This window comes from Smaragdicoccus niigatensis DSM 44881 = NBRC 103563, from assembly GCF_000380645.1.
In the GTDB taxonomy this organism is placed as follows: Bacteria; Actinomycetota; Actinomycetes; order Mycobacteriales; family Mycobacteriaceae; genus Smaragdicoccus; species Smaragdicoccus niigatensis.
Window position 1 is genome coordinate 1 of sequence record NZ_AQXZ01000017.1, and the last position, 26,370, is coordinate 26,370.

Sequence of the window (26,370 nt, forward strand, 5' to 3'; positions counted from 1 at the left end):
CAAAAACACTACAAAGACTAAAACCTCAGGGTTGTCTGCTTTTGTAGAAAAGCCTGTAGCGAATTGATATTCACGTCCACTGTCCGGTATCTGAAACAACACACCACCCCGCTCACTATGTAGCGATGGTGATAGTTTCATAGAGTTACGGCGGCAATAGCGTGAGGGAAACGCCCGGTCCCATCCCGAACCCGGAAGCTAAGCCTCACTGCGCCGATGGTACTGCACTAGACATGGTGTGGGAGAGTAGGACACCGCCGGACACCCTTCACCAAAGAGGGACCCTCACCAGGGTCCCTCTTTTGGCATTTCGGAACAGATTTGACGTCCGAATCCGGCCGTCTCTGTAGCCTTTTTGCGTATGCCCTTCGAGTCGCCGGCGTTGCTCATCGCCAATCCGCATGCGACGAAAGCGCGGCGGCCGGTAATTGACAAGGTCATCGCGGCGGTGGCAGGCCAATCCTGGGTCGATATCGCCTACACGGAGGCCAAGGGTCATGCGATCGACATGGCGGCCAACGCAGTGGACAAGGGATACCGCACGATTCTTGCCCTGGGCGGCGACGGCACCTTCAACGAGGTCGTGAACGGTGTGGGGGACAGCGATATCGTCGTAGCGCCCGTTCCAGCTGGTTCCACGAACGTAGTTGCACGATCCCTCGGATACGCCAACGATCCGGTCCGTGCCATCCGAGTCATGCGAAACGACGCTCATCCCCAGCGAATGACGGTGGGCTCCATGAATGGCCGCCGCTTCGTTTTTGCGTGTGGGTGCGGGCTCGATGCATCCGTTGCCCGACTCGTGGACGCGCATCCCGATTGGAAGCGTCGGCTCGGCGCGCTCTACTTCACCGGCTCGGCCGTATACGGGTACTTCCGTGAGTATTGGCAGAACCCGGTGCAACTGTCGTATCAGGCGGACGAAGTGGGGGATGCGGGGATTACCGTCATCGCGCAGAACAGCCACCCGTTCAGCTACTTCCGCGGCCAGTCGGTCACCTTGGCGAAGTCAGCGTCGATGGCTGACCCAGATCTTGCCGTGGTCGCTATGACGGAACTGTCGACCTACAACGTCCCCTCATTGCTGAGTCGGGTCTTCATCGAACGACTCGGAGCCGTGAGCCACCGCCACGTTCGAGAGACCGAGCACGTCCAACTGCTACGCGTGAAGGGTGACCGGGAGTTCCCTGTCCAAGTAGACGGCGACTATGTCGGTGACTTCCTCGACGTGACGATCTCGACTGAACCGGACTCAGTGAACATTCTCGTGCCCAATTAATCGCGTCTACTGCGGGACCAGTGCGTTCGGGGCGTTCGGGTTGGGATAGTCCGCGGCGCCCGGTACGCCGATCTGCACGAGGTTGTCCGCAGCGGGATGCGTCCGGCCGGCGGGACCTTTGGCGTACGCATCGAGGAGCCGAGTCGTTATCTCCTGCATGGTTCGACGCGTGGTGTCCTCCGGCGAATTGGCGCGCTTGCACCACGGATCGATACCGCACACCCAGTACTCGGTCCCCGCTGCGAAGACACCCGCGCCACTCGCCGTTGTGTAGTACGTGACATCGGCGAAGTCGCTCTGGCCCCGACAGGTGAGCGGGGAGTGGAAGAGGACTTCAAGCGGTCGGGGCGTGGGGACGGAGAGGTCGACGGTGTTGTACTCGTCGCCAACCATCCGTGGCAGGTGTTGGCCGGCTGTGACCAGGCCCTTGGTGAGCCAGTTCGTGGTGTTGACGGCGACCAAGTCGGCCGTCACGGGATTGCAGTGGTAGTAGTTTCCGAGAATTGCGCTCTCGGGCTTCGAGTTCGGTGGGTAACGCCATTCCTGCGTCGCGAGATCCGGATGAGTCGCGCTCATCGGGTCCTCTTCGAACGACTTGTAGTCGATCTCGAGGCGGTTGGGCCCGAGGGGCGTCTTGTCGAACCGCATGTGCCGGTAGGCGTCGTTGCCACCGAGGAAGGCAAGGTTCGTGCCCTTGTCCCGGGCTCGGACAAACGCGTTCCGCATTTTCGGTGACCAGTACTCATCGTGGCTGAGTGTGATGACTGCCGCAGCGCCGTCGAGAACGTGCGGGTCGGCTTCGAGGTCCGCATCCGTCGCGTATCCGAGGTCGTGTCCAGAGCGCTCGGCGAACAGGACGAATGGTAGCTCGAAGAAGAGGAAGTCGCCCGCTCCGCTCATGGACTTCGCCTGATAGGGACGATCAAAGCTGACCGCGTGGGCGCGGTCGGACGACCCGCCGGAAGGACCGTGATAGAGGCTGTAGCCACCCCACGCGTTGTAGGCCTGCCACGTGGTCACGGCGTTGATGATGACGATCTTGCCCTTGTTGGACGGGGTCCGAACGGTGAGCGGGACATATTGCATGGCGCCGCTGTCAGCCTCGAGACGCAGAAGGTAGTCACCCGGTTGCCAGCCCTTGGTGTCGAGGGTGAGGGTCGGTTCCCACGGGGCGGTGACCGTGTTGGTCGGCGCCTGGATGACCGGTGCAGGCTGACGCTTCCCCGGAAGCTTGTCCGATATCCAGACCTGTTGAGCCTCGGACTTGGCGTAGTTGCCCATCCGGTAGGCGCGGACCTGATACGTATCCGCTGTCGTTGACACGTACACGCGAACGTGGTCTCCAGGCACCGCGCTGATGTGGTCGGTGAAACCTTCGATCGCGTGGTCGGCACCCGGGTTATGGATGTCCCAGCCGGGAGTGCCCTCGGGCACCTTAGCGGTCGGTGACGTGGTGACCGGGGTCTGCGCGGTCGGTGCGGTGTCATGCGAACAAGCAGCAGTTGCGAACAGCACAGTGGCGAGCACGAACGCCGGCCGACGGCGGGCAACCCAGTTAGTCACCGCCGTATTCTGCTGCACCGGGTTCACTCCGGCTCGGCAGGGGCGCTAAGTTGGGCGCGTGCGTCTTGTCGTTGCTGTGTGCGAAGTCGAATATGCCGGCCGATTGACGGCATTCCTCCCGAAAGCGAAGCGCTTGCTCGTGATGAAGGCCGACGGATCGGTGCTCGTTCACTCCGACGGCGGTTCGTACAAGCCGTTGAACTGGATGTCCCCACCATGCTGGGTCACGGACAAGTCCGAGGACGGCAAGACCCTGTGGGTCGTCACCAACAAAGCTGGTGAAGAACTGCGTATTCACATCGAGGAAATCGTCCACGACACCAGCCACGAACTCGGCATCGACCCCGGTCTGCAGAAGGACGGCGTCGAAGCACACCTGCAGGAACTGCTCGCGATCCACGTTCAGACGTTGGGGGATGGGTACACGCTTGTCCGTCGTGAATACCCGACGGCAATTGGGCCGGTCGACCTGCTGTGCCGCGATGCTGATGGTTCGACCGTTGCCGTCGAGATCAAGCGTCGTGGCGAGATCGACGGCGTAGAACAGCTGACGCGCTATCTCGAGTTGCTCAACCGCGATCCATTACTGGCTCCCGTCTCCGGGGTATTCGCGGCGCAGCAGATCAAGCCGCAAGCCAAGACGCTCGCCAATGACCGCGGAATCCGCTGTCTCACACTTGATTACGACGCCCTCAAGGGAACCGTCAACGACGAGTTCCGGTTGTTCTAGGCAATCGGAATTCGGGCCCTGAAATACGCTTGCATCGTGCCCCGAAAGAATTCTCGTACGCCGGCGTCGCCGCGGCCCCTGGCATCGGCGTCGGCGCAGCGGGTTCAGTCCGGTCCGGGCGGCGACTACCTGGTACGGGATATCCCCGGCGGACGGGCGGTCAAGGCGTATCGGTGTCCGGGTTGCGACCATGAGATCCGGCCGGGTACCGCGCACGTCGTGGTGTGGCGAAACGACGGCTTCCACGGTGCTGACGACCGCCGGCATTGGCACACGGGTTGCTGGAACTCGCGCATGACTCGTCGGCCTAGTCGATGAGCTTCTCGTCCTCGATTGCGGACAGCTGATCGGGCACCTGGTCGAGCTGTTCGCGGATCCCCATGAGCTGATTGAGGATGTTGGCCCGCACGACCCGCAGGTTCTCGGCCGTCTCCCGCGCCTGCGCCAGCTGCTGAGCCGCCGCGAGGTCTGATTCCTTCTTGAGCTGCGCGGCCTTGGCGCGCGTTGATCTTTCGAGATCGTCGAGTTCCGCGGTGAGCTTCGCGCGGCGTTCGCGCATCGTCGTTTCGAAGTCGTGCTGCTCCGACTTTCGCTGGTGCTCGGCCTCGACGGAGATCCGGGACGCTTCGGCATGCGCGGCGGCGACGATCTCGTTCGCCTCGGTCTGCGCAGCGGACAGACTCTCCTTCGTCTCGATCGCGAGACGGTGGGCTTCCGCACGGACCGATTCGGCGTTCTGTTCGGCGATCGCAAGTCTCTCGGCAGCGTCGGAATGAGCTGTCGCACGAATCTCTTCAGCCTCGTCCTCGGCAAGGCGAAGCATCCGAGTGAGCCGATCACTCATGCCTTGCGTCGAAGTTGGGGCCGCGGCCAGCCGATCGACCGCGCGGTGCAGTTCTTCGATCTCGACGCGCGCCGCGTCGAGTTGTTTCGCCAGCGAGCGCGCTTGCGCTGCGGCCGAGTCGCGGTCGTCCGCGGTCATCTGCAGGTCGTCGTTGAGCCGGGCGAGGTGGGCTTTCACCTCGCCCGGATGTAACCCGCGGCGGACCGTCGAAAACTGATGATCGTCGCCCATGCCCACAACGTACCCGTGGTGAATCGGACAGATCAGGCCAAAAGGTTGCAGTTAGTGATCGCTCTGACCAGGCTCGACGAGCTCGACCAGGATTCCGCCGGCATCCTTGGGGTGCACGAAGTTGATGCGCGAACCCGCCGTGCCGGATCGCGGTGCGTCATAGAGCAGGCGAATGCCCTTGCTGCGCAGGTCAGCCGACGCCGCGTCAAGGTCCGCGACGCGGTAAGCGAGCTGCTGCATACCCGGACCGTTGCGGTCGATGAACTTGGCGATCGTCGACTCGGGGGTCAGCGGGGCGAGGAGCTGAATGAGGGTCGAACCAGCGGGAGCGCCGGGAACTCCGACCATTGCTTCCTCGACGCCCTGCGCCTCGTTCGTTTCCCGGTGCTGGACCTGTAGGCCCAGATTGGCGGCGTACCAGGCGATCGCCTGGTCGAGATCTGCCACTGCAATACCGACATGATCGATGGCGGTGATATGCGAAGTGAGAGCTTCCGATGCTGAGTAACCCATGCGATGACCCTAGCGCTAACCTCGATGGAGGAAATCTTTCACAAGGAGATGTAATGACGACGTCGGTCATCGTTTCTGGGGCACGAACCCCGGTTGGCAAGCTGCTGGGCGGACTCAAGGACTTCACGGGCGCACAGCTCGGAGGATTCGCGATCAAGGCGGCCCTCGAGAAGGGCGGCGTCGCGGCCGAGCAGGTCGAGTACGTCATCATGGGTCAGGTCTTGACCGCCGGCGCGGGCCAGATGCCGGCTCGTCAGGCAGCGGCATACGCCGGAATTCCGATGTCGACGCCGTCGGTGACCGTCAACAAGGTGTGTCTCTCGGGAATCAATGCCATCGCGCTCGCCGATCAGCTCATCCGCGCAGGGGAGTATGACGTCATCGTCGCCGGTGGCCAGGAGTCGATGTCGCAAGCACCGCATCTGCTGCTCAAGAGCCGCGAGGGCTACAAGTACGGCAGTGTCACGATGGTCGACCACATGAACTACGACGCCCTCGACGACCACTTCACCGGCCTCATCATGGGTGGCCTCACCGACAATGCGAACGAGACCGAGAAGATCTCGCGCGAGGACCAGGACGAGTTCGCCGCCGCGTCGCACCAGCGGGCCGCGACGGCCTGGAAGAACGGCGTCTTCGACAACGAGGTCGTTCCGGTTGAGGTTCCGCAGCGTCGTGGTGAGCCGATCACCGTGACCGAGGATGAGGGCATCCGCGGTGACGCGACCGCGGAGTCGCTCGGCAAGCTGCGCGCCGCGTTCAGCAAGACCGGAACAGTGACCGCTGGCAACGCTTCCCAGCTCTCGGATGGTGCTGCGGCCGTCGTCGTCATGAGCAAGGCGAAGGCCGAAGAGCTCGGCCTCGAGTGGATCGCCGAAATCGGTGCGCACGGCATGGTGGCCGGCCCGGACTCGACGCTGCAGTCGCAGCCGGCGAACGCGATCTCGAAGGCCTGCCAGAAGGAAGGCATCTCGCCGTCCGATCTCGACGTCGTCGAGATCAACGAGGCGTTCGCGGTGGTCGGCCTCTCGTCGGCCCGCACGCTCGGCCTGGACGGGGAGAAGGTCAACGTCAACGGTGGCGCGATCGCGATCGGACACCCGCTTGGCATGTCCGGTGCCCGGATCACGCTGCACCTCGCACTCGAACTTGCGCGCCGCGGTGGCGGAGTGGGTGCGGCCGCGCTGTGCGGTGGCGGTGGCCAGGGCGACGCACTGATCATCAAGGTTCCTGCGCGTGCTTGATCTCTCGACGGCGGCGAAGCGGTTTCGCTTCGTCGCCATCCTGGAGGCGTTCACCTGGGTGGGGCTCCTCATCGGAATGGCCTTCAAACACCTGCCGGAGAATGGGAACGAAATCGGCGTCAAGGTCTTCGGACCGATCCACGGCGCGGTATTTCTCCTGTTCCTGCTCGTGACGGTCATGTCGGCCCGCGCGCTGCAGTGGACGCCACGCGTGACGTTGTTGGCGTTGATCTCGTCGGTGCCGCCGCTGGCGGCCGTCGTGTTCGAGGTCTGGACGGTTCGTTCCGGAAACCTCGGGGAACTTTCGGTTCAGCCTCTCGTAATCGAGGAATGAGAAAGTAGGCACGTGACTCGCCCTGGTGCTCGCAAGCCCACCGCCGCAATGGCGGCTGCCATGTCCGGTGCTGTCGACCTGTCGGCGCTGAAGCGTCCGGCCAAGACCGCAGAGGCTCCGGCGTCGACGTCGGCGTTCTCAGTCGACGTCACCGAGGAGAACTTCGAGGTCGAGGTTCTCAACCGGTCGATCCAGATTCCCGTGGTCGTTGCGCTGTATTCGACACGGAGCCCCGCGAGCGTTCAGCTGGTCCAGATCTTCGACACGCTCGTTGCGGAGGGCAACGGCACGTGGCAGCTCGCGCGGGTCGACGTCGATGCCAACATGCGCATCGCGCAGGTGTTCGGCATCCAATCGATCCCCACGACTGTCGCCGTAGCCGGCGGACGTCCGCTCGCCGATCTGCCGGGTGTGCAGTCGGAGACGCAGGTCCGCAAGTGGATCGAGGCGCTGCTGCAGGCAACGGCCGGCAAGCTCGAAGGTGGCGAAGGCGCTCTCGAGGACGACATGCCGGCCGACCCCCGCTTCGTGGCCGCGGAGAACCTGCTCGACTCGGGTGACCTCGCGGGTGCGCAGGCGGCTTACGAAAAGATCCTGCAGTCGGAGCCGCACAACGGCGAAGCCAAGGCGGCGCTGCGCCAGGTCGGACTGCTCCAGCGGGCCGAATCGCTGACGCCCGACGATTATGTGCACGCCAACGCGAACCCCGACGATGTCGAGGCACAGTTGAAGGCGGCCGACATCGAGATGCTGCGCCAGGAGCCCGAAGCTGCGTTCCAGCGCCTCATCGATGCGGTCCGACGTTTTGCCGACGACGATCGCACGGCGGTTCGGACTCGTCTGCTCGAACTCTTCGAGCTGTTCGACCCGGCCGAGCCGATTGTGAAGGCGGCTCGCCGCCGGTTGGCTACCGCACTTTACTAGTCGCTGCGCTGACGAGTTCGAGTCGCAGTACGCGGTTGCCGATCCGTACTTCGGTGCCCGGCCGCCACACGGTGGGCACCCGCGTGGGCACCCGACTCCAGGTTCCGTCGCTCGTCTGGAGGTAGACACCATTGTGGGAGTCCTGGTCGACGACGTAGACGTCGCCGTTGATCGTGCGAATCGCGGCATGCACACGTGACACCTGAGGGTCGTCGATGCGCATCGTTCGGAACCCCGGCTCACGCGAGACCGAGGGGTTGCGTCCGACCAGGTAGTCGCCGTCGACGTCGAAGGCGGTGCCGTCGTCGAGGGTCACGCGGGGGATCTCAATTCGCGCGGCAACGGGCGGTGGAATGGAAAACGGCTCAAAGCGACCCGTCGGCTCGGCCACCGAGACGGGCATCGGCGCCGGCGCAGGTTCAGGTGCCGCCGGGGAGGGTGGTGGCGGTGGCAGCACGGTCATCGATCCGACCGGCCACAACACGGCGCCCTGACCAAAGGCCATCCAGTTGGCCAGTCGGTTGTTGCCCGGTTCGCGAGGTCCGTCGAGGTCCATCGCATTGCCATCTCGGATCGCGAGCGTGATCGGTCCGAGGGGGAGTGGCACGCGATAGCAGTCGCCGTGCTCGGCATCGAGGCACGCGAGTACCGTCCGGGCGCCCTCCGAACCGTCAAGTGTCGAGGTCGCCGATCCGCGGAGGAAGACGGTGAGCCCGTTCGCGGACGGAATCGCGACGCCAAGGTCGGCTCGCATCTGGACGGCGATCTCGGAAAGCCCAGCGGCGAGGGCGACGCCGTCGTTCCGGCTGCGACGCGCGACCTCGAGAACACTCCACGCCAGGCTTGCCGAGTCGGACTCGGTGTCGCGGCGGGAGATGACGGCGGCGATTCCGTCGACCGCGGCGACAACGTGGTGGCCGGGCAGCACCTCGACTTCTCTCGAGGTAGAAGATGTTGTTGGCGAAGGCTTTCCGTCCGATTCCCGAAGACCGAACCGCTCGTAGAACCGCCGCAGCGGGGCGGGCGCCCACCAGTTGAGCTCACCGGCGACACGCAGGAACGCCGGGACGACGATGCCCCGGATGACCGTCGCGTCGAGCGTCACGGCGAGTGCGGTACCGATACCGAACATCTTCATGAACGACAGTCCGTTGGTGAAGGACACCAGAGTGATGGTCAACAGAATGGCTGCGCTGCTGACGATTCGGCCGACCTTGCTGAGCCCGGCGACGATCGCGACGTCATTCGAGAGTCCGCTGTCGCGCGCTTCCTTGATGCGGCTCAACAGGAAGATCTCGTAGTCGACCGACAGGCTGAACGCGATGCAGCACAACAGGACGACCATGGGAAGGCCGAGCGGAGCAGGCGTGACGCCAAGAGCGCCCGCAAACCAACCGTCTTGGAAGATCAGCACCATCAGGCCGAGCACGCCGGACAGCACGAACAGGTTCAGAGTCAGGGCCTTGATCGGAACGATCACACTGCCGGTGAACAGGAACATCATCACGAACGTCGCGACCGCAATGATGAGAATGGCGACGCCGAGATTGTCGGTCACGGCCGCGCGACTGTCGACGAGAACGGCGGCCGGACCGCCGACCAGACCCTTGCCGTCGGTGAAGTCGGTTCGGATCTTGTCGACGAGATCGCGCGCCTGGTCGGACTGCGAGCTCACCGACATCTGCACCAGGACGTAACCCGAATTGCCGGCGGAGAAGCCAGCAGATGCCGGGCTTGGTTCGGCGACTTGCTTTCCCTGCGCGAAGCTGCCGAACGAACCGTCGACGCGCGAGACACCGGGCAAGCGTGAGATCGGCTCGGCCATGGCCCGGAGGCTGTCCGGGTCGGTCTCGGTGATGATCGTGATCGCGCTCGAGGAGTCGACAGAGTAGTTCGCGCGCACCGATTGGGTGACCTCGCGCGCCGGCGAACCCGGCGGCAGGGCGCGCTCGTCGGGAGTGGCGTACTGGGCGTGCAGGAATGGAATTCCCAGCGCCAAGAGAACGGCGATGACCGGTAGCGCAAAGACGAGGGGCTTGCGGATGACCTTCTGTGCACAGCGTCGCCAGAATTCCGATTCGGGCGGCGCCGGTGAACGTCGGAAGATCCGCAGAGAATCGATCCGGTTGCCGAGCAGTGCCATCACGGCGGGCATAACCGTGATGGCACTGAGCGCCGACAGGATGACGACAACGCTGGCAGCCAGGCCGACCGACCGCAGGAAATAGGTCGGGAAGACGAGCAGCCCGGACATGGCCAGGGCTACCGTCGCCGCACTGAAGACGATCGTGCGTCCCGCCGAGGCGACGGTTTCGACGATGGCGGCGTCGTGTTCCAGGCCGGACGCGCGTTCCTCGCGGAAACGGGAGACCATCAGTAGCCCGAAGTCGATCGAGAGTCCGAGTCCGAACGCCGTGGCAACCGTGAGGGCGTGGACGGAGACATCGGTTATTCGCGTCAGTATCGCGAGCACGCCGAGTGCCGCGATGATCGACGTGACGCCGAGCGACAACGGGAGCACGGCCGCGATCAGGCCGCCGAATACGATGACCAGGAAGACCAGCGTCACCGGAATCGCCATCGCCTCGCTGATGACGAGGTCGCCGGAGACCTGCTTCTCGGTCTCGACCTGCAGGCCGAGCAGTCCGCCTGCTTTCACCGACGCGTTCGAGTCGCCCGGAAGGTCCTTGATGATCCGGCGGGCGGTTTTCGCGGCCTGATCCTCGGTGCCGGAGATCTGGACCATGATGAGGCCCGATTGGCCGTCCTGGCTCCGCAGGTCCGTGGCATGGTCGCGCCAGTACGAGCTCACGACCTTCGCCGACGGTTCGCCGGCGACAACCTTTGCCGTCTGATTTGCGACGTCCGCGACCGCCGGGTCGTCGACATTGCCTTGTTGCGACTGGACCTCGAGGACGAGGTTGGGGGTGCCGCCGAATTTGTCGGCGATGAGGACCGCCGCGCGACTCGACTCCGAATCGGGATTCGAAAAGCCCGCGACGCCGAGACGCTGAGTGACGTTTGACCCCAGCACGATGCACAGGATGAGGAGAACGCCGACCGCGCCGAGGACTGCCTTCGGTCGAGTGACACAAAACTGCGCGATGGTCCTCAGCATGTCTCAGACCCCTTGTTCCAACAGGGCGATCTCCTCGGCAAGGATCTTCACCGAACTCCGGATCTGCTCCTCCGTGTGGCAGGCCGTGATGAAGAAGCGCAGGCGCGCCTTGTCCTCGGGTACCGCGGGGTAGAGGATCGGGTTCGAGTTGATACCGCGCTTGAGCAGCGCGATCGACAGGCGCAGGGCGTTGATCGAACTACCCACGATGCATGGGATGACGGGAGTGTCGTAACTGTCACCCGTGTCGATCCCGGCCTCGCGGGCGAGCTTGAGGAACAACGCCGAGTGGGCGCGCAGGCGCTTGAGGTGCTCGGGCTCCGCGCGCATCGTACGAATAGCCGCGAGCGAGGCGGCCGCCGTGGGAGGCGGCATCCCGACGCTGTAAATGAATCCCGGCGTCGTGTACTTGAGGAACTCGATCAACTCCGCGGAGCCGCCGACATAGCCACCGCACCCGGCGAGTGCCTTCGACATCGTGCCCGACCACAGTTCGACATCTGAGCGGTCGACGCCGAAGTACTCACCGAGGCCCGCGCCGGTCGCGCCCAGGACGCCGATGCTGTGCGCTTCGTCGATCATGAGCAACGCCTGGTGCTTGCGCTTGACCTCGATGAACGCCGGGAGGTCTGGGATATCGCCGTCCTGGCTGTAGACACCTTCGATGATGATGAGGACCCGGCGGTACTGGTGTCGAATCTGCGTGAGGAGTTCGTCGAGGGCTTCGAAGTCGTTGTGCGGGAACGGCCTACGGGTGGCGCCGGACAGTTTGCAGCCCTGCATGATGCTGTCGTGAGCGAGGCTGTCGTGGATCACCAGGTCGCCCTCGCCGAGGAGGTGGCCGATGACGGTCACATTTGTGGCGTGACCGCTCACCAGTGCCATCGCGTCTTCGGTGCCGAGGAGGCTCGCGAGTTCGAGTTCAAGCTCGCGATGGACCGGCTTCTCGCCCGAGAGCAAGCGGGAGGCCGAGCACGAGCTGCCCCAGCGGTCGACGGCGTCGGCGACGGCCGCAGACACGGCCGGGTGGCCGGACATTCCGAGGTAGTTGTAGCTCGAGAAATTGATGACGGGCTCGCCGTCGATGATCGACGTGTCGCGGGTGACGCCATCATTGACGAGGAAGTAGGGGTTCGTCTCGACCCCCACTGCACCGAGCAGGGCAAAGCGGTCGCGCAGGGCCTTGACCTCTTCGAAGTCGCTTATGCGGGACTGCGGTGCCACGGCGTTCAAGGGCGCTGCAGTGACGATGGTCGGACGACCGCCAGCCAGCGCGATGACGTCGGCGAGCGTACTGGCCGATGCGAGCACAGCCGGGTCGATCGACTGGTTCGGCAGTTGACGTTTGAGACCCGAGAACAGGTCGGCGAGCATGATCGAGTCGAAGCCGAGTTCGCCGATGATCGACTGGTTGGTGCGCAACTTCGACTGCGGGAACCCGCTGATGCGGGCGACTTCACCGAACACGATGTCGGCGACGTTGTTGGATACAGACTGCGGGGTGACCGCCGCGGCGACCGGCGGTGCGTCGCCGAGAGGGGCGACCTTCCCGTAGGCCGCGAGCACGGCGGCCTGCTCGCGGAAGAGGGCGATGAGGTTGTCCATGGTCGGGTCCTGAGTGGTTTGGGCGATGACCGGAGTCGGCGGGAGGGCGGTTGGTTCTTTGATCCAGAATCGGTTCGAGGTGTCGAACGCGTAGCCGATGAGGCGATGAGGGACCTGAGAAGACTTGCGGTACAGCAGGTTCCACTGCGGACTCAGGCCGTCCCGATACAGCGCGAGGACAGCGTCAGCGAATCCGTCAGCGACGCACAGCGACGTCGGGGCCTCTGGATTCAGGCGCGGGATCATCGGGCTGAGAACACGCTTCGCACCGAATTCGACGAGGTGGGTCGGCCCGGCTTCGAGCGCTGCCGTGGTCGCGGAAGCGAACTGGACGGTCGAACGGATGTGTTCGACCCAGTAGTCCGCATCCATCGGCTCTTCGTCATCGAGAAGGCGGCCACGGACGGTCGAGTAGATCGGGAATGCTGCGGGCGAATACGTGCACGCTGCCGCGACCTCGGCGAACTCCGCGATCATCGGCTCCATCAACGAAGAATGGAACGCATGTGAGGTGTTGAGTCGACGCGTGGTGTGCCCGCGGCTCTCGAGTTCGGCGGCGACCTCCGCCACGGCATCGAGCGAACCGGCCAGCACGACGTCTTGCGGGCCATTGACCGCGGCGACGTCGAGAGTGCTCGTCTCGAGTTCGGACAAGGCAGCGCGGACCGCCAGCATCCCACCCGTGACCGGCAGGCTCTGCATCAGGCGCCCGCGCGCGGCGACGAGACGCGCGGCGTCGTCGAGAGTCAGGATCTCGGCGATCGTGGCCGCCGCGAACTCACCGATACTGTGCCCGACCAGCCAGGCAGGCTCCGCTCCGAGCGAGAGTAGCGCCTTCGCTTGCGCGTACTGAATCGCAAAGATCGCGGGCTGAGCGAACTCGGTCGCGTTGATCCGATCGTCGGCCATCACCTCGCGAATCCGCAGGCCGAGGTGGGGGAGTAGGGCGTCCTCGACTTGGTCAAATGCAACGCGAAGGATGTCGGGTCCGTCGAATACGACGCTGCCCATGCCCGCGAACTGCGTGCCCTGGCCGTTGAACATCCAGCCGGTCGACATCCCCAGCGCACGACCGATCGTGAGGTCGCCGCGGAGTTGGGCTGCCGCGGCGGCGCGGTCGCTGGCAAGGAACGCTGCGCGTACCTTGCCTGATGCCTTGGTCTGGTTGGTCGACCAGCACAGTTGATCGATGGGCGCTTCGTTCGCCTCGATGTCGTCGGCGAGTAGAAGGGCGTTGCGGCGCAGTCCCTCGACGGTGTTCGACGACAGCGTGAGGATGCCGGGTCCGGTCGAAGCAGTTGCGGCGCGGGGCGGCGCGCTCGCCACGACCACGTGGCAGTTCGTTCCGCCCATGCCGAAGCTCGACAATCCCGCCACGACTTCGCCCTCGGGAAGGTCCATCGGTGTGGTCAGCAGTCGAAGTCCGCCTTCGGAAAGGCGCAGGTCGGCGTTCTCGGTGTCAGCGAATCGAGACGGCGGAACGATCCGGTGATGAATGCTGAGAACGGTCTTGATGAGGCCCGCAATGCCGGCTGCGCCCTCGGTGTGCCCCAGATTGCCCTTGATCGAGCCGATCGCGCACGGTCGGTCCCGTCGCGAACGAAATAAATGACCAAGCGCTTTCGTCTCGATCATGTCGCCCAGGACGGTTCCCGTGCCGTGCGCCTCGAGAAAATCGACGGCCGCTGCGGTGATCGAAGCATTCCGGTACGCGGATTCCACGACCTTCTGCTGGGCCCAGCGGTTCGGTGCGGTGATGCCGTTGCTCTTGCCATCACTGTTGACCGCGCTGCCTTTAATGAGCGCCCAGATCGGCAGGCCGGCTTTGATCGCGTCGTCGAGGCGGCGGAGAACGACAACCCCGACACCTTCGCCGCGCCCGATCCCGTCCGCGGTCCCGCTGAATGGCTTGCATCGTCCGTCGGGGGCAGCGAGCCCGGCTTGCGTGTAGAAGACGTTGATCGCCGGGGTCAGCGTCAGATTCACGCCCCCGGCGATGGCCTGGTCGCACTCGCCGTTACGGAGCGCTTGCGTGGCGAGGTGTACCGCGACCAGAGACGAGGAGCACGCGGTATCGACTGCCAAGCTCGGCCCCTTGAGGTCGAATTGGTACGACAGCCGGTTCGCCGTCATGAAGTAGCCGTTGCCCGAGCCGTCCTGCGCGGTGATCGATTGGTAGTCGCGCAGGTTGAGCTGCGCCCATTCGTTCGCCATCACGCCGACGTAGACGCCGGTGTTCGACCCTGCCTGGCGCCGCGGATCGAGCGTCGCATTCTCGAAAGCACGCCAGGTGGACTGCAGCAGCAGTCGCTGCTGCGGGTCCATCGCGGCGGCTTCGCGCGGCGTGATCCCGAAGAAGTCGTTGTCGAAAGCATCTGCGTCGCTGAGGAATCCGCCGGTGTGGTGGTTGACCGTGCCGGCGGATTCGAGCGCTTTCGCGTCCCAATGGTCGGCGGGAACGACGTCGATGCCATCGGCACCATCCAGAAGCAGCTTCCATAACTGCGCGGGGTCGTTGGCCTTCGGGAATCGACAATCGATCCCGACGATGGCGATGTCGTTCGACGTCATGTGCCGACTCCAACGAGTGCGCGTTCGAGCGTCTCGTGCAGAACACCGGTCAGCTCACCGGACTGGAAGGCGGCTTTCATCGAGGCTCGTTGAACCTTGCCGCTGGTGGTGAGGTGGATTGCCGAGCGTTCGACGAAGACGATGCTCGGCGCGGGTACCTCGAAGTCACGGGCGATCGCCAAACGCACCTTCGACGCGAGGTCGTGCAGATTGAGCTCGCCGAGAAGTTCGGGACGGACCGCCTGGATCAGCACCAGCCGTTCGGCTTCGTTCGCGTCGAGTGATACCGCTACTCCGCGGGAACCTGCGATCGCCGGGTGCAGGTCCTGCACGAACTCCTCGATGTCCTGTGGGTACAGGTTGCGCCCATTGACGATCAGCAAGTCCTTGCATCGACCGGTCACGTACAGCTCACCGTCATGGAGGAATCCCAGGTCGCCGGTGCGCAAATACGGTCCGTCGACCTGCGAGGTGAAGGCGTTGAATCGCTCCTCCGTCTCAACCGGTCGGCTGCGATAGCCGGCCGCGATGCTCTCGCCGCGGAGCCAGATCTCACCCACGTGGTCTTCGGGGAGGACCTCGCATGTCTCCGGATTGACGGTTATGACCTCGATACCGGGGGCGGCTGGGCCTGAACTGACCAGGCTGACCGGGCGCTTTCCGCCGGATACGAACTGATTCTGTTCAAGAGCGTCCGCATCGGCCGATAGGTGTTTCGGTACGCCTCGGCTGACGGTTGCCATAAGCGTTACTTCCGCCATGCCGTACGCGGGACGCATCACCGACGGCGCAAAGCCGGCTGGCTCGAGAACCTCGAGAAAGCGCTCGATCGCCCGCTGTCGAATCGGTTCAGCTCCGTTGATCGCCACCTTCCAGGAGGAGAGATCGAGCGCGGCAATCTGTTCCGGAGTCGTCCGGCGTGCGATCAGGTCATAGGAGAAATTCGGTGCGGCATAAGCTGTTCCGCGGTAGTCGTGGATCGCTTGCAACATGCGGACCGGTTGTTTGAGGAAAGCCAGCGGGGCCATCGAAACCAGGTTTGCGCCGTTGTAGAACGCGATGATCGACCCGATGAGACCCATGTCGTGAAAATGGGGAATCCATCCGGTCACAACCGAGTGGTCGCCGAATTCGAGCGCTTGGGAAATGGCGCCCAGGTTGTGGAAGACGTTGGAATGGGAGACTTCGACCCCTTTGGGGTCTCCCGTCGAGCCGGACGTGTACTGCAGGAAGGCGACCGCGGCGTTCGAGATGACGGGCGGGGTCCAGTCGTCCGTGTTCGCGCGCGTCGCATCGCCGATCGCCACGACGTCGATCGGGTCGTCGAGTCCGAGCGCGGCGATGCCGCCGACGAACAGTTCGCGCAGGTTCTCGGTCGTGAGTGCCAGGCTGGCGCCCGCGCTCGTCAGGATCGACGTGACGCGAGCCATGCTTCGTTGGTCATGGGGAAGCGGCGCCGGGATTGCCGGAATACCCGCGTAGAGGCAACCGAGGAATGCCTTCCAGAAATCGATGCCCGGCTCGAAGAGAAGGAGCACAGGCCGATCGGCCGGCGCGTGGTCGCCGAGCCACGCTGCGGTTTCGCGGGCATTTCGGTCCAGTTCGCGGTAGGTGATGACGTCCGGGACGAGACTTCTCCCGGCCTCACGCAGGAACGTGAAGGTTCGGGCGTCGCCATACGACTCGAAATTGCCGATCAGATGTGTGACGAGTTCGCTTGTCATTACGCGGCCGCGGACTGCTCGACAAGCGCGGATTCGATGAACTCAGCGATGTGAGCCAGCGTGGGGTAATCGAAGATCATCGTGGCATCCACCTCGATGTCGAAATGTGCCTCGACGTCGCCGACGAGGCTGACCGCGTAAACGGAGTCTACGCCCAGTTCAGCCAGCGGAACCATAGCGTCGACGTGGTGGACCGGCACCTCGAGGTAGGACGCAACCCGCGTCGTCAACCAGCGGATGATATTGCGGCGGTGGGCATTCATCGGAGTTCCTATCTGCAGAGATTCACACGGTGGATGCGGTATGCGTCCAAATGTTCCGCAGATGGAAGGGGCGTTGAACGCCCCCAAAGGGTGGGTGATCACCCACTAGGTGTTAGGGATCTACACCTAGGGTGCAAGGAGGAGGAGCGGACCGACCGACGGTGCATCCAGAGCTAGGGTGCGAGAAGCCAGATTGCTGAATTCGCCGCAATCGTGATCTCGGCTGACGCCGGGCGGCCATGCCAGGTGGCGTCGGTCGCGGTGACGGCCCCGTAGTTCCCGACACCGGAGCCGCCGTATTCGCCCGCGTCGGAGTTGAAGATCTCCCGCCAGACGCCGGCTTCGGGTAGGCCCACGCGATACCCGCCGAAGGTCAATCCGGAGAAGTTGAAGATGCACGCGATGATCGAACCGTCGCTGCCGTAGCGCAGGAAGCTCAGGACGTTGTTGCCGCTGTCGTTGGCATCGATCCAGCTGAATCCGCCGGGGGAGGTATCGCGGCTCCACATCGCGGGGTGGGCTCGATAAACGGCGTTGAGGTCGGCGACCATCCGCGAAATGCCAGGATCGGCCTGGTCCCAATCCAGGCCGCGTTCCTCCGACCACTCGCTGACCTGGCCGTAGTCCTGCCCCATGAAGAGCAACTTCTTGCCTGGGTGTCCCCACATGTACGACAGGAGCGCTCGGACGCCGGCCGCGTGGTTGCCGGGCATGCGGGTCCACAGCGTGCCCTTGCCGTGGACGACCTCGTCATGGCTGAGGGGGAGGACGAAGTTCTCACTCCACGCGTACATCAGGGAGAAGGTGATCTCGTGGTGGTGGAAGCTGCGGTGGATGGGATCGCGGCCGAGGTAGCCGAGAGTGTCGTGCATCCAGCCCATGTTCCACTTCATGGTGAAACCGAGGCCGCCGACGTTCGTCGATCGCGTGACGCCCGGCCACGAGGTCGATTCCTCGGCGATCGTCACGACGCCCGGATGAAGTTTGTGCACGGTCGCGTTCATTTCCTGCAGGAACTGAACGGCTTCGAGGTTCTCGCGGCCGCCGTACTTGTTGGGGCGCCACTCGGTCCGGGAATAGTCGAGGTAGAGCATGGACGCGACCGCGTCGACGCGCAGTCCGTCGAGGTGGAATTGGTCGAACCAGAACAGCGCATTCGCGACGAGGAAGTTTCGGACCTCGGATCGGCCGAAGTCGAAAACGTATGTGCCCCAATCAGCCTGATCGCGCCGGAGGGGATCGCCGTGCTCGTAGAGGTGAGTGCCGTCGAAGTTGCCGAGAGCGAAGCTGTCCTTCGGGAAGTGCGCCGGCACCCAGTCCAAGATGACGCCGATTCCGCGCTGATGAAGGTGGTCGACGAACCACTTGAAATCGGCGGGCGTGCCGAACCGTGCGGTCGGCGCGTAGTACGACGTGACTTGATAGCCCCAGGATCCGCCGAACGGATGCTCGGCCACCGGCAGCAATTCGACGTGCGTGAAGCCTTGCTGCTGAACGTAATCGGCGAGCTGAACGCCCATCTCGCGGTAGTTCAGACCGGGCCGCCACGATCCGAGATGGACTTCGTAGATGGCCATCGGCGCTGTCGTCGCGTGATAGGACGCGCGCTGTTCCAGCCACGCGCCGTCACCCCAGGCGTGCGGGGATTCGCTCACGACCGACGCCGTCGCCGGTGGTCCTTCGGTCTGGAAGGCCATCGGGTCTGCGCGATCACTGACTTCGCCGCTGCCGTATTCGAGCCGGTACTTGTATTTCGCGCCCACGCCGATGCCCGGGATGAAGAGCTCCCAGACGCCGGACGAGCCCAGCATCCGCATCGGGTACGTCTCGCCGCCCCAGTGGTCGAACTCGCCGACGACCGTGACTTTGCGAGCGTTGGGTGCCCACACTGCGAACGAGGTCCCCGAAACCTCGCCGTCCGGGGTCGTATAGGTGTGCAGGTGTGCGCCGAGAATCTCCCACAGGCGTTCGTGGCGGCCTTCGTTGAAGAGATGAAGATCGACGTCGCCGATCGTCGGCAGGAAGCGGTATCCGTCGGCGATCACGGTCTCGGCGCCGCCGGGATAGGTGACCGCCAAGCGGTAGTCCATGAGGTCATGGAACGGGACCGTCGCCTCGAAAATGCCTGCTGACGTGGGCTGAAGCGGATAGTCGACGCCGCCGATCCGGGCCGCGACCCGCTCTGCGTGCGGGCGAAGAGCGCGGATGACGGTGCCGGCCGGCACCTCGTGGGCGCCGAGGTGCGAATGGGGATTCATCGGTAGGCGCGCTCCGTCCGGGTCGGCAAGGCCACCGCAGGCAATGCGAGAACGTGGGCGACGGCCTTCCATGGGTCCAGCTGAATCCAGTTCGACTGACCCCAATCGTAGGTTTCACCGCTGACCTCGTCGTAAACCTGGAAACGGTCGCCCCAGTCACGCCCGATGGCGGGCATGTCGAGCCACACGGTCCCGCTCTCGACGCTGTTCGGGTTCAGGTTCACGACGACGAGGACGCAGTCGCCGGTCACGGGGTCGACCTTGGAGTACGCGAGGAGGTTGTCGTTGTCGATGTGGTGAACATGGATCACGCGCAACTGCTGCAGTGCGGGATGTGTGCGCCGGATGTTGTTGAGCCGGGTGATCCAGGGTTCGAGGGAGTCCCCGCGGGCCTTGGCGGCGGCGTAGTCGCGCGGACGCAGCTCGAATTTCTCCGAGTCGAGGTACTCCTCGCTGCCCTCCTTGAGGGCGACGTGTTCGAAGAGTTCGAAGCCGGAGTAGACGCCCCAGGTCGGCGACATCGTGGCCGCGAGGACGGCCCGGATCGCGAACATCGGACGACCGCCGTGCTGCAGGCTCGCGTGCAGGATATCGGGGGTGTTGACAAACAGATTCGGTCGCGCCTCGTCGGCCTTGTGCGCGATCTCGAGCGCGAATTCGGCTAGCTCCTGCTTGTAGACGCGCCACGTGAAATAGCCGTACGACTGGCTGAAACCGCGTCGCCCCAGCCCGTACATCCGGGCCGGACGCGTGAACGCCTCGGCCAGGAAGATGACGTCCGGGTGCTTTGCACGGACTTCGGCAATGAGCCAGGTCCAGAAGTCCGCGGGCTTCGTGTGCGGGTTGTCGACGCGGAAGATCTTGACGCCCAGTGAAATCCAGTATTCGACGACGCGCAGGCACTCGGCGTACAAGCCGTCGCGATCGTTGTCGAAGTTGAGCGGGTAGATGTCCTGGTACTTCTTCGGCGGATTCTCCGCAAAGGCGATCGTTCCGTCGGGCAGCGCCGTGAACCACTCCGGGTGCTCGGCCGCCCACGGATGATCGGGTGCGCACTGCAGCGCCAGGTCGAGTGCGATTTCCAGCCCGAGCTTGCGAGCGGCGTCCTCGAATCGCTTGAAGTCCTTGACGGTGCCGAGCGCAGGATGGATCGCGTCGTGGCCGCCGTGCTCGGAACCGATGGCCCACGGCGATCCGGGGTCCGACGGGCCCGCGGTGAGCGTGTTGTTCGGGCCCTTGCGGTTGACCTTCCCGATGGGATGGATCGGCGGCAGGTAGACAACGTCGAATCCCATGGCCGCGATCCGGGGGAGGTCTTCGGTCGCGGTGGCGAAGCTGCCGTGGACGGGATCGCCGTCGGCATCCCACCCGCCCGTCGATCGCGGAAAGAACTCGTACCAGCTGCCGTAGAGCGCTCTTCGGCGTTCGACCGTCACCGGGTTCTCCGCCGATTCCGTGACCAGCTCCCGCAGCGGGTGTGCGCTCAGGATGTCGGCGATGTCGGTCGAGAACGCGACGGCCACGCGACCGGTCAAGGGGCGGGAACTGCGCAGCGCCTTCGCCGCCTTCTCCAACTTCGCGTGGCTTCTGCCGTGCGACTCCGCAGCGGCGCGATCGAACAAGCGGGCGCCGAGTTCGAGGTCGTTGGCCAGTTCGGCGACCGACTGCCCGGCACCGAGTTTCTTCTCCACGCCATGTCGCCAGGTGGCGATCGGATCGCCCCAGGCCTCGATCCGAAAGCGCCATTCGCCCTCGACGTTCGGCGAGAACGTCGCATTGAAAACGTCCGGTTCGAGTGCCGGCGCCATGTGTATCCGGCCTTCGGAGCCGTTCGGAGCAACTGTGACGAGCGTCGCACCCAGGGCTTCGTGGCCTTCGCGCCACACCACTGCGCGAACCGGAATGACCTCTCCCACAACAGCCTTCGTCGCCCATCCGCCGGAGATCGAAGGGGTGATGTCGTCGATGGCGATGCGGCCGGTCACACCTCAAACCCTAGCGAGCGGAACCGAGTAGCGGTGGCGAGCGTCCAAGATGCGGGAAAGGACCTACATGAAGAAACGTCTCGCGGGCGCAGGCATCGCTGTCGTCATCGCGATCACCGCCTCCGGGTGTGCCAACACGATCGAAGGGCACGCCCTGGCCAAAGAACCACCGAAGCCCGCGCTGGCGGCGTCGGTTTCCACCGAGTCGGCCGACTTCGACCCGTGCTTCGACCTGTCCAACCGTGCCCTTGAACATGCGCACCTGCGACCGTCGACGAAATCGAATCAATCCGACGGGGATGTCCCGGCCTGTCTGTGGGTGTCTGACGAAAGCTGGTACGCCGTCGGAATCTTCTCCCACGACGTTGGCCTCGCCAGGATCGAATCGTCGTCTGACGTGCTCGTTCTCCGTCGCACAACGGTCGGTGGCCGCCACGCGTTGGTCTTCTCGTATTCGGCGGACCCCGGCACCGATCTGTGTCTGGTGGCCTTTGAAGGCGGGTCGGGGTCGGTCGTGGTCGTTCCCTACGCGAAGGACGGCTACGCCGTGACGCGGTCCGCGTTGTGCGGCATCGCGCTCGAGCATGCGGGCAACCTCGTCGACGCGATTCCAACGGCCTGAGGAGAACGAACCATGGCACCGAAAACTGATCCACCTCGCCTGACGGTCGCTCAGGACAACGCGGTGAACCGGAGTGAACGCGCTCTCATCGAGGGCGGCTGGGACCACGAGACGGAACCGCCGGCGATCACGGATCTCGAGGCCTTTGAGACGTGGTCACACGAGGAGATCCTCAAAGCACTGGATTCGGCCGATCCGAACTGCATCAACTCCATGGCCGACTCGTGGCGCAATGTCACCGAGCAAGGCAAAGCCGCGCACAAAACCTTCGCGGACACCCTGCCCACTGCGCTGAGTGCGAGTTGGGAGGGGGCGTCGGGTGCGGCAGCCACCGCGGCGGTGCGCGCTTACACCGAGCAGGCCGGTCACCTGCTGGCGTCGATGCAGCTCGTCGCCAACGACCTCGACCGAACGGAGTCGGTCCTGCGGGAGACAAAGGACAAGGTTCCGCAGGACACCCCGACCAAGAGCACGCCGCCCAGCGCGGAGTCGGCGAGGGAGGCTGAGGCGGAAGCCCGTCGCGTGATGCGGACCTTGTACCAGCCGGGTGTTCAAGAGGTCGACAGTCGCACGCCCCGGCTCCCGGAGCCCCAGCCGCTGGGTGGTGGGTCGGCTCAAGGTGTCGGTGGCGAGGCCGGAAATGCTTCCAGCGCGGCTGGCGGGTCGGGAAATTCGGCGATACCGGGCTCGGCTTCCGGTGATGGAACCGCGACGCAGGCGGCGACTTTCAATCCCGCGTCGACCTCAGGCAGCGCGACCAGTTCGGCGGCGCAGTTGGGCGGGGGAGCCGGCGCCTCGTCGTCGTCTCATCCCAGTGCGTCCTCGGCGGGTCTGGCGGGCAGCGCTGCCGGGGCGTTGGCTGCGGCGCCCCGGCTCGGGGCATCGCCCGGACGCTCGGTGGCGGGAAGTCTGCCGGGGTCGGCCGGCGGACTCGGCGGTGTCGGCCGCAACGGGCAACCGATGAGCGGAATGTTCCCGCCGTTGGCGCGCGGTAAGGGCGAGGAGGAGGAGCAGAGGAAGAGCAGCGAGTACCTGGTGGCGGCGTCGAACACGAGCGAACTCGTCGGCGACCTGCCGATGGCAACGCAGCCGGTGCTGGGCGAATGACCGCGCAGTGGCGGGTCTCGGGATTCGACTTCGTCATCGCGTGCGAACTCGCGGGTCGAGACACGTTGCCCTATCCCATCGAATTCGTTCATCGACCGATGGGTGCCGCTGAGTACCGCCTGCTCCGGAACGCAGCGGCCGAGCGCATCCATGCGATGGACCCGGACTTCTTCACGGCGTTACGCGTCCTGGCGCGGCCGGATCTGCGGATCGCTGTCGACGGCAGCGGAATTCGTTCGTACGTTGCGGACGCGGGCGGATTCACCGCGGTCGCGACGGAAAACGGCGATGTGACGGTTCGGCTGACCACGGCTCGCGCGATCGACGAGGCGGTGCGAACTCTGCCCGTCGTCGCCGCGGGCCACCGCCGAAGGATCGAGGGCCCGAAGGACGACGTCCAACCCGTGCTCGACTCTGCGGCGGCGGCTGGTTCCCTCAGCGTGGCGATGGGAGAGCGCGGGAACTGGCTTGGCTCGGTGCGGTGGGCTGACTTGCGCGACGGTCGATATGTCGTGACTGAATCGGAGGGCTGGACCACCGTCACCCCGGCTTCAACCGAGACGATCAGTCACGAACTGTCCCTGCTTGTCCGAGCGGCGATGACCGAGGCGCGCGGGTAGTGTTCGCCCGGTGAAGGCGTTGCGTCGGTTTACCGTTCGTGCTCATCTCCCGCAGCGGCTCAGCCGCCTCGAGCGGTTGGCGACCAATCTGCGCTGGTCATGGCACCCGCCGACGCAGGATGTGTTCGCCGCGATCGACCCAGCCGTGTGGGAACACGTGGGCCACGATCCCGTCCGCATGCTCGGGGAGGTCTCGCCGGCTCGGCTTGACGAACTGGCCGAGGACGCGGAATTCCTCGCGCTGCTCGATGCGCAGGACGCCGACCTGACCGAGTACTTGGAGCGGCCGAGCTGGTTCCAAAGTCTGTCGGGGGACAAGCCGAACGGCATTGCCTACTTCTCGATGGAATTCGGCGTTGCGCATGTTCTCCCGAACTATTCGGGCGGTCTTGGAATTCTTGCCGGCGACCACCTCAAAGCAGCGTCCGATCTCGGCCTGCCGCTTATCGCCGTCGGTCTGCTGTACCGGTCGGGCTACTTCCGTCAGTCACTGTCGTCCGACGGCTGGCAGCTCGAGCACTATCCGTCACTCGATCCGCAGGGATTGCCGCTGCGCTTGCTGACCGACCATGGCGCCCCGGTTCTCATTCACGTCGCCATGCCGAACGGCCGCGTTCTGCGAGCTCGCGTCTGGATCGCCGATGTCGGGCGCGTGCACCTGCTGTTGCTCGATTCAGACATCGCCGAGAACGACGGCGAAATGCGCGGGGTCACCGACCGCCTCTATGGCGGTGACCAGGACCATCGCATCAAGCAGGAGATCCTCGCCGGGGTCGGCGGCGTGCGGGCGGTGCGCGCCTTCACCGCGGTCAACGGGCTGCCCGAACCGGATGTGTTCCACACCAACGAAGGCCACGCGGGGTTCCTCGGGCTCGAGCGAATCCGCGAAATGATGACGGGTGGGCTCTCCTTCGATGAGGCGCTCGCCGCGGTTCGCGCCGGCGCGCTCTTCACTACCCACACTCCGGTGCCGGCGGGTATCGACCGATTCCCGGTCGACCTGGTCCGCCGCTACCTCGATGGCTCGATGCTTCCGGGGCTGGACACCGATCGCGTCATCGCGCTCGGCGCTGAGGCAGACCCCCATGTGTTCAATATGGCGCACATGGGTCTACGGCTCGCGCAACGGTCGAACGGTGTCTCCCAGCTGCACGGTCAGGTGTCGCGAGGCATGTTCAACCCGCTGTGGAATGGGTTCGACGAGGACGAGGTGCCGATCGGTTCCATCACGAACGGCGTGCACGCCCCGACGTGGGCGGCCCGTGAGTGGCTGGACAAGGCGCGGACGTTCGTTGGCCCGGAACTGGTCGAAGAAGCGCGGGGCTGGGAGAAGTTGTCGGACGTCCCGGCGGAAGAGTTGTGGGGAACACGCAACGACCTCCGCGCCCTGCTCGTCGATGAAGTTCGGCGTCGAGTCCGCGCGTCGTGGATCGAGCGCGGTGCCACCGAGGCAGAACTGGGCTGGATCGACGGCGTCTTCGACCCGAATGTCCTGACCGTCGGATTCGCGCGACGCGTTCCGACCTATAAGCGACTGACACTCATGCTCCGCGATCCGGCGCGGCTCAAGAAGCTGCTGCTCGATCCCGAACGCCCGGTCCAGCTCGTCGTGGCGGGTAAGAGCCACCCCGCAGACGATGGTGGAAAGCGGCTCATCCAGCAGATCGTCCGCTTTGCGGACGACCCCGAACTTCGCCATCGGATCGTCTTCCTGCCCGACTACGACATGTCGATGGCCAAGTACCTCTACTGGGGTTGCGACGTCTGGCTCAACAACCCGCTGCGGCCACTGGAAGCGTGCGGCACCTCGGGCATGAAGTCGGCGCTCAACGGCGGACTCAACCTGTCGATCCGGGATGGCTGGTGGGATGAGTGGGCCGACAGTGAGAACGGCTGGGCGATCCCGACGGCCGACGGCGTGACCGATGAGCACCGCCGCGACGACCTCGAAGCTGCCGCACTCTACGAGCTGCTCGAGAAGTCCGTGACGCCGCGCTTCTACACCCGCGACGCCGACGGCATTCCCGGGCGTTGGATCGAAATGGTGCGGCACACGCTGCAGACGCTCGGGCCGAAGGTGCTGGCATCCCGCATGGTGCGTGACTACACGCTCGGGTACTACCTCCCGGCCGCGATCGCCGGGCATGCGATGGCCGCCGACGGCTTCGCCGAAGCGAAGGCCCTCGCGGAATTCCGTCGCCGGGTCGAGAGCGCGTGGCCGAGCGTGCGGGTGCAGCAGGTTGATGGTTCCGGACTGCCGGACACCCCGGAAATCGGGTCTGAGTTGTCGTTGCGGGCCAAGGTCGACCTGGCCGGCCTGGGGCCGGACGATGTTCTCGTCGAGGCGGTCCTGGGACGAGTGGCGGCATCGGATGAACTCACCGACGTCGTCGCCTTCCCGATGACCAGCGTCAGCCCCGGTCAGTACGAGGCGACGATCGAGGTGCCGGTATCGGGCGCCGTCGGGTACACAGTTCGCGTATTGCCGCGAAATGAATTGATGGCACATTCCGCCGAATTCGGGCTTGTGACGCTGGCCTAAACAATCTTGAATGTGGTCGATGCGCCGTTTTGATGGCGGCGCATCGACCATTTTTGGTGTGGTCCAGTTCACTCCCAACGTGTGACGCCGTTCACGCTGGCGCTAAGTTAATGATCTCTAAAAAGCATCGCTGAACTGCGTAAACGATTGCCTTGTACATGCGCGCGACCCAATGTGGCCTGGCTAACATTGCCCACAATCGGGGTCCTGAACATGATTTAGTTATTTCAGCTCGAGTTCCTCGGAATTCGAAAAGAGCAACCGGAATCGGCGCTGAGCGACCTGCCCCCCGA

General features: G+C 64.6%; 19 protein-coding genes and 1 rRNA gene. 11 read left to right on the top strand and 9 right to left on the bottom strand.

Annotated features, from left to right (window positions below; genetic code table 11):
* The first annotated feature begins 146 nt into the window (after positions 1-146).
* Together rrf and F600_RS0112655 are read left to right on the top strand one after the other, a co-directional pair.
* A 5S ribosomal RNA gene (gene rrf, locus F600_RS0112650) occupies positions 147-263 on the top strand.
* Positions 264-361: 98 nt separating this feature from the next.
* The gene (locus F600_RS0112655) at positions 362-1,279 is read left to right on the top strand and encodes a diacylglycerol/lipid kinase family protein (RefSeq protein ID WP_018160990.1); all 918 of its coding nucleotides are present in this window, start codon (positions 362-364) and stop codon (positions 1,277-1,279) included.
* Between the two features lie 6 nt (positions 1,280-1,285).
* Here F600_RS0112655 and F600_RS0112660 read toward each other — a convergent pair whose 3' ends face one another.
* The gene (locus F600_RS0112660; RefSeq protein ID WP_156024569.1) at positions 1,286-2,842 is read right to left on the bottom strand and encodes a N,N-dimethylformamidase beta subunit family domain-containing protein; all 1,557 of its coding nucleotides are present in this window, start codon (positions 2,840-2,842) and stop codon (positions 1,286-1,288) included.
* A gap of 58 nt (positions 2,843-2,900) precedes the next feature.
* On the opposite strand from F600_RS0112660, the gene nucS reads away from it, so the two are divergent.
* Positions 2,901-3,572 carry an endonuclease NucS gene (gene nucS / locus F600_RS0112665; protein WP_026306491.1) on the top strand — a complete coding sequence of 224 codons (672 nt, stop codon included), beginning with the start codon at positions 2,901-2,903 and terminating at the stop codon, positions 3,570-3,572.
* Between the two features lie 36 nt (positions 3,573-3,608).
* Positions 3,609-3,890 (top strand): hypothetical protein, encoded by a 282-nt coding sequence (locus F600_RS31165; RefSeq protein ID WP_081628832.1) that lies wholly within the window; start codon positions 3,609-3,611, stop codon positions 3,888-3,890.
* On the opposite strand, the gene F600_RS27995 is transcribed toward F600_RS31165, so the two are convergent.
* Positions 3,880-4,647, bottom strand: a complete 768-nt coding sequence (locus F600_RS27995) for a coiled-coil domain-containing protein (protein ID WP_018160993.1) — start codon at positions 4,645-4,647, stop codon at positions 3,880-3,882. The genes F600_RS31165 and F600_RS27995 overlap by 11 nt on opposite strands.
* A gap of 51 nt (positions 4,648-4,698) precedes the next feature.
* Complete coding sequence (gene mce, locus F600_RS0112675) at positions 4,699-5,160, bottom strand: methylmalonyl-CoA epimerase (protein WP_018160994.1); 462 nt, start codon at positions 5,158-5,160, stop codon at positions 4,699-4,701.
* 53 nt (positions 5,161-5,213) lie between these two features.
* Between mce and F600_RS0112680 the strand changes: the two genes are divergently transcribed.
* Genes F600_RS0112680 through F600_RS0112690 form a run of 3 tightly spaced genes read left to right on the top strand, consistent with a single transcriptional unit; the run spans position 5,214 to position 7,662 of the window.
* Positions 5,214-6,404, top strand: coding sequence for an acetyl-CoA C-acetyltransferase (locus F600_RS0112680; RefSeq protein ID WP_018160995.1), 1,191 nt, complete (start codon positions 5,214-5,216; stop codon positions 6,402-6,404).
* The gene (locus F600_RS0112685; RefSeq protein WP_018160996.1) at positions 6,397-6,738 is read left to right on the top strand and encodes a DUF3817 domain-containing protein; all 342 of its coding nucleotides are present in this window, start codon (positions 6,397-6,399) and stop codon (positions 6,736-6,738) included. Before F600_RS0112680 ends, F600_RS0112685 begins: the two co-directional genes overlap by 8 nt.
* A gap of 48 nt (positions 6,739-6,786) precedes the next feature.
* Complete coding sequence (locus F600_RS0112690) at positions 6,787-7,662, top strand: tetratricopeptide repeat protein (protein WP_018160997.1); 876 nt, start codon at positions 6,787-6,789, stop codon at positions 7,660-7,662.
* On the opposite strand, the gene F600_RS28000 is transcribed toward F600_RS0112690, so the two are convergent.
* From F600_RS28000 to F600_RS0112720, 6 genes are all read right to left on the bottom strand, one after another.
* On the bottom strand, positions 7,646-10,780 hold the full coding sequence (locus F600_RS28000; RefSeq protein ID WP_018160998.1) for an MMPL family transporter: 3,135 nt from the start codon (positions 10,778-10,780) through the stop codon (positions 7,646-7,648). The genes F600_RS0112690 and F600_RS28000 overlap by 17 nt on opposite strands.
* A gap of 3 nt (positions 10,781-10,783) precedes the next feature.
* Entirely contained in the window at positions 10,784-14,956 is a 4,173-nt protein-coding gene (locus F600_RS0112700; RefSeq protein WP_018160999.1) for a type I polyketide synthase, read from the bottom strand.
* A complete protein-coding gene (locus tag F600_RS0112705; RefSeq protein WP_018161000.1) occupies positions 14,953-16,680 on the bottom strand; it encodes a fatty acyl-AMP ligase in 1,728 nt (575 codons plus the stop codon). Before F600_RS0112705 ends, F600_RS0112700 begins: the two co-directional genes overlap by 4 nt.
* The gene (locus F600_RS0112710) at positions 16,680-16,910 is read right to left on the bottom strand and encodes an acyl carrier protein (protein ID WP_245541527.1); all 231 of its coding nucleotides are present in this window, start codon (positions 16,908-16,910) and stop codon (positions 16,680-16,682) included. The genes F600_RS0112705 and F600_RS0112710 overlap by 1 nt, the downstream gene beginning before the upstream one ends.
* A 206-nt stretch (positions 16,911-17,116) precedes the next feature.
* Positions 17,117-19,201, bottom strand: coding sequence for a 1,4-alpha-glucan branching protein GlgB (gene glgB, locus F600_RS0112715; RefSeq protein WP_018161002.1), 2,085 nt, complete (start codon positions 19,199-19,201; stop codon positions 17,117-17,119).
* The gene (locus tag F600_RS0112720; protein WP_018161003.1) at positions 19,198-21,186 is read right to left on the bottom strand and encodes an alpha-1,4-glucan--maltose-1-phosphate maltosyltransferase; all 1,989 of its coding nucleotides are present in this window, start codon (positions 21,184-21,186) and stop codon (positions 19,198-19,200) included. Before F600_RS0112720 ends, glgB begins: the two co-directional genes overlap by 4 nt.
* Before the next feature lie 67 nt (positions 21,187-21,253).
* Between F600_RS0112720 and F600_RS0112725 the strand changes: the two genes are divergently transcribed.
* Genes F600_RS0112725 through glgP form a run of 4 tightly spaced genes read left to right on the top strand, consistent with a single transcriptional unit; the run spans position 21,254 to position 26,077 of the window.
* On the top strand, positions 21,254-21,808 hold the full coding sequence (locus F600_RS0112725; protein WP_018161004.1) for a DUF3558 family protein: 555 nt from the start codon (positions 21,254-21,256) through the stop codon (positions 21,806-21,808).
* A 12-nt stretch (positions 21,809-21,820) separates the two neighbouring features.
* Positions 21,821-22,915 (top strand): hypothetical protein, encoded by a 1,095-nt coding sequence (locus tag F600_RS0112730; protein WP_018161005.1) that lies wholly within the window; start codon positions 21,821-21,823, stop codon positions 22,913-22,915.
* Positions 22,912-23,535, top strand: a complete 624-nt coding sequence (locus F600_RS0112735; RefSeq protein ID WP_018161006.1) for an ESX secretion-associated protein EspG — start codon at positions 22,912-22,914, stop codon at positions 23,533-23,535. Before F600_RS0112730 ends, F600_RS0112735 begins: the two co-directional genes overlap by 4 nt.
* A 10-nt stretch (positions 23,536-23,545) precedes the next feature.
* A complete protein-coding gene (gene glgP, locus F600_RS0112740) occupies positions 23,546-26,077 on the top strand; it encodes an alpha-glucan family phosphorylase (protein ID WP_018161007.1) in 2,532 nt (843 codons plus the stop codon).
* Positions 26,078-26,370 lie beyond the last annotated feature (293 nt).

Excerpts from the sequence above, each read along its gene's own strand:
- F600_RS0112655 (WP_018160990.1), top strand. The coding sequence starts at position 362 with ATGCCCTTCGAGTCGCCGGCGTTGCTCATCGCCAATCCGCATGCGACG.
- F600_RS27995 (WP_018160993.1), bottom strand. The coding sequence starts at position 4,647 with ATGGGCGACGATCATCAGTTTTCGACGGTCCGCCGCGGGTTACATCCG.
- mce (WP_018160994.1), bottom strand. The coding sequence starts at position 5,160 with ATGGGTTACTCAGCATCGGAAGCTCTCACTTCGCATATCACCGCCATC.
- F600_RS0112680 (WP_018160995.1), top strand. The coding sequence starts at position 5,214 with ATGACGACGTCGGTCATCGTTTCTGGGGCACGAACCCCGGTTGGCAAG.
- F600_RS0112690 (WP_018160997.1), top strand. The coding sequence starts at position 6,787 with ATGGCGGCTGCCATGTCCGGTGCTGTCGACCTGTCGGCGCTGAAGCGT.
- F600_RS28000 (WP_018160998.1), bottom strand. The coding sequence starts at position 10,780 with ATGCTGAGGACCATCGCGCAGTTTTGTGTCACTCGACCGAAGGCAGTC.
- F600_RS0112700 (WP_018160999.1), bottom strand. The coding sequence starts at position 14,956 with ATGACGTCGAACGACATCGCCATCGTCGGGATCGATTGTCGATTCCCG.
- F600_RS0112705 (WP_018161000.1), bottom strand. The coding sequence starts at position 16,680 with ATGACAAGCGAACTCGTCACACATCTGATCGGCAATTTCGAGTCGTAT.
- glgB (WP_018161002.1), bottom strand. The coding sequence starts at position 19,201 with ATGAATCCCCATTCGCACCTCGGCGCCCACGAGGTGCCGGCCGGCACC.
- F600_RS0112725 (WP_018161004.1), top strand. The coding sequence starts at position 21,254 with ATGAAGAAACGTCTCGCGGGCGCAGGCATCGCTGTCGTCATCGCGATC.
- F600_RS0112730 (WP_018161005.1), top strand. The coding sequence starts at position 21,821 with ATGGCACCGAAAACTGATCCACCTCGCCTGACGGTCGCTCAGGACAAC.
- F600_RS0112735 (WP_018161006.1), top strand. The coding sequence starts at position 22,912 with ATGACCGCGCAGTGGCGGGTCTCGGGATTCGACTTCGTCATCGCGTGC.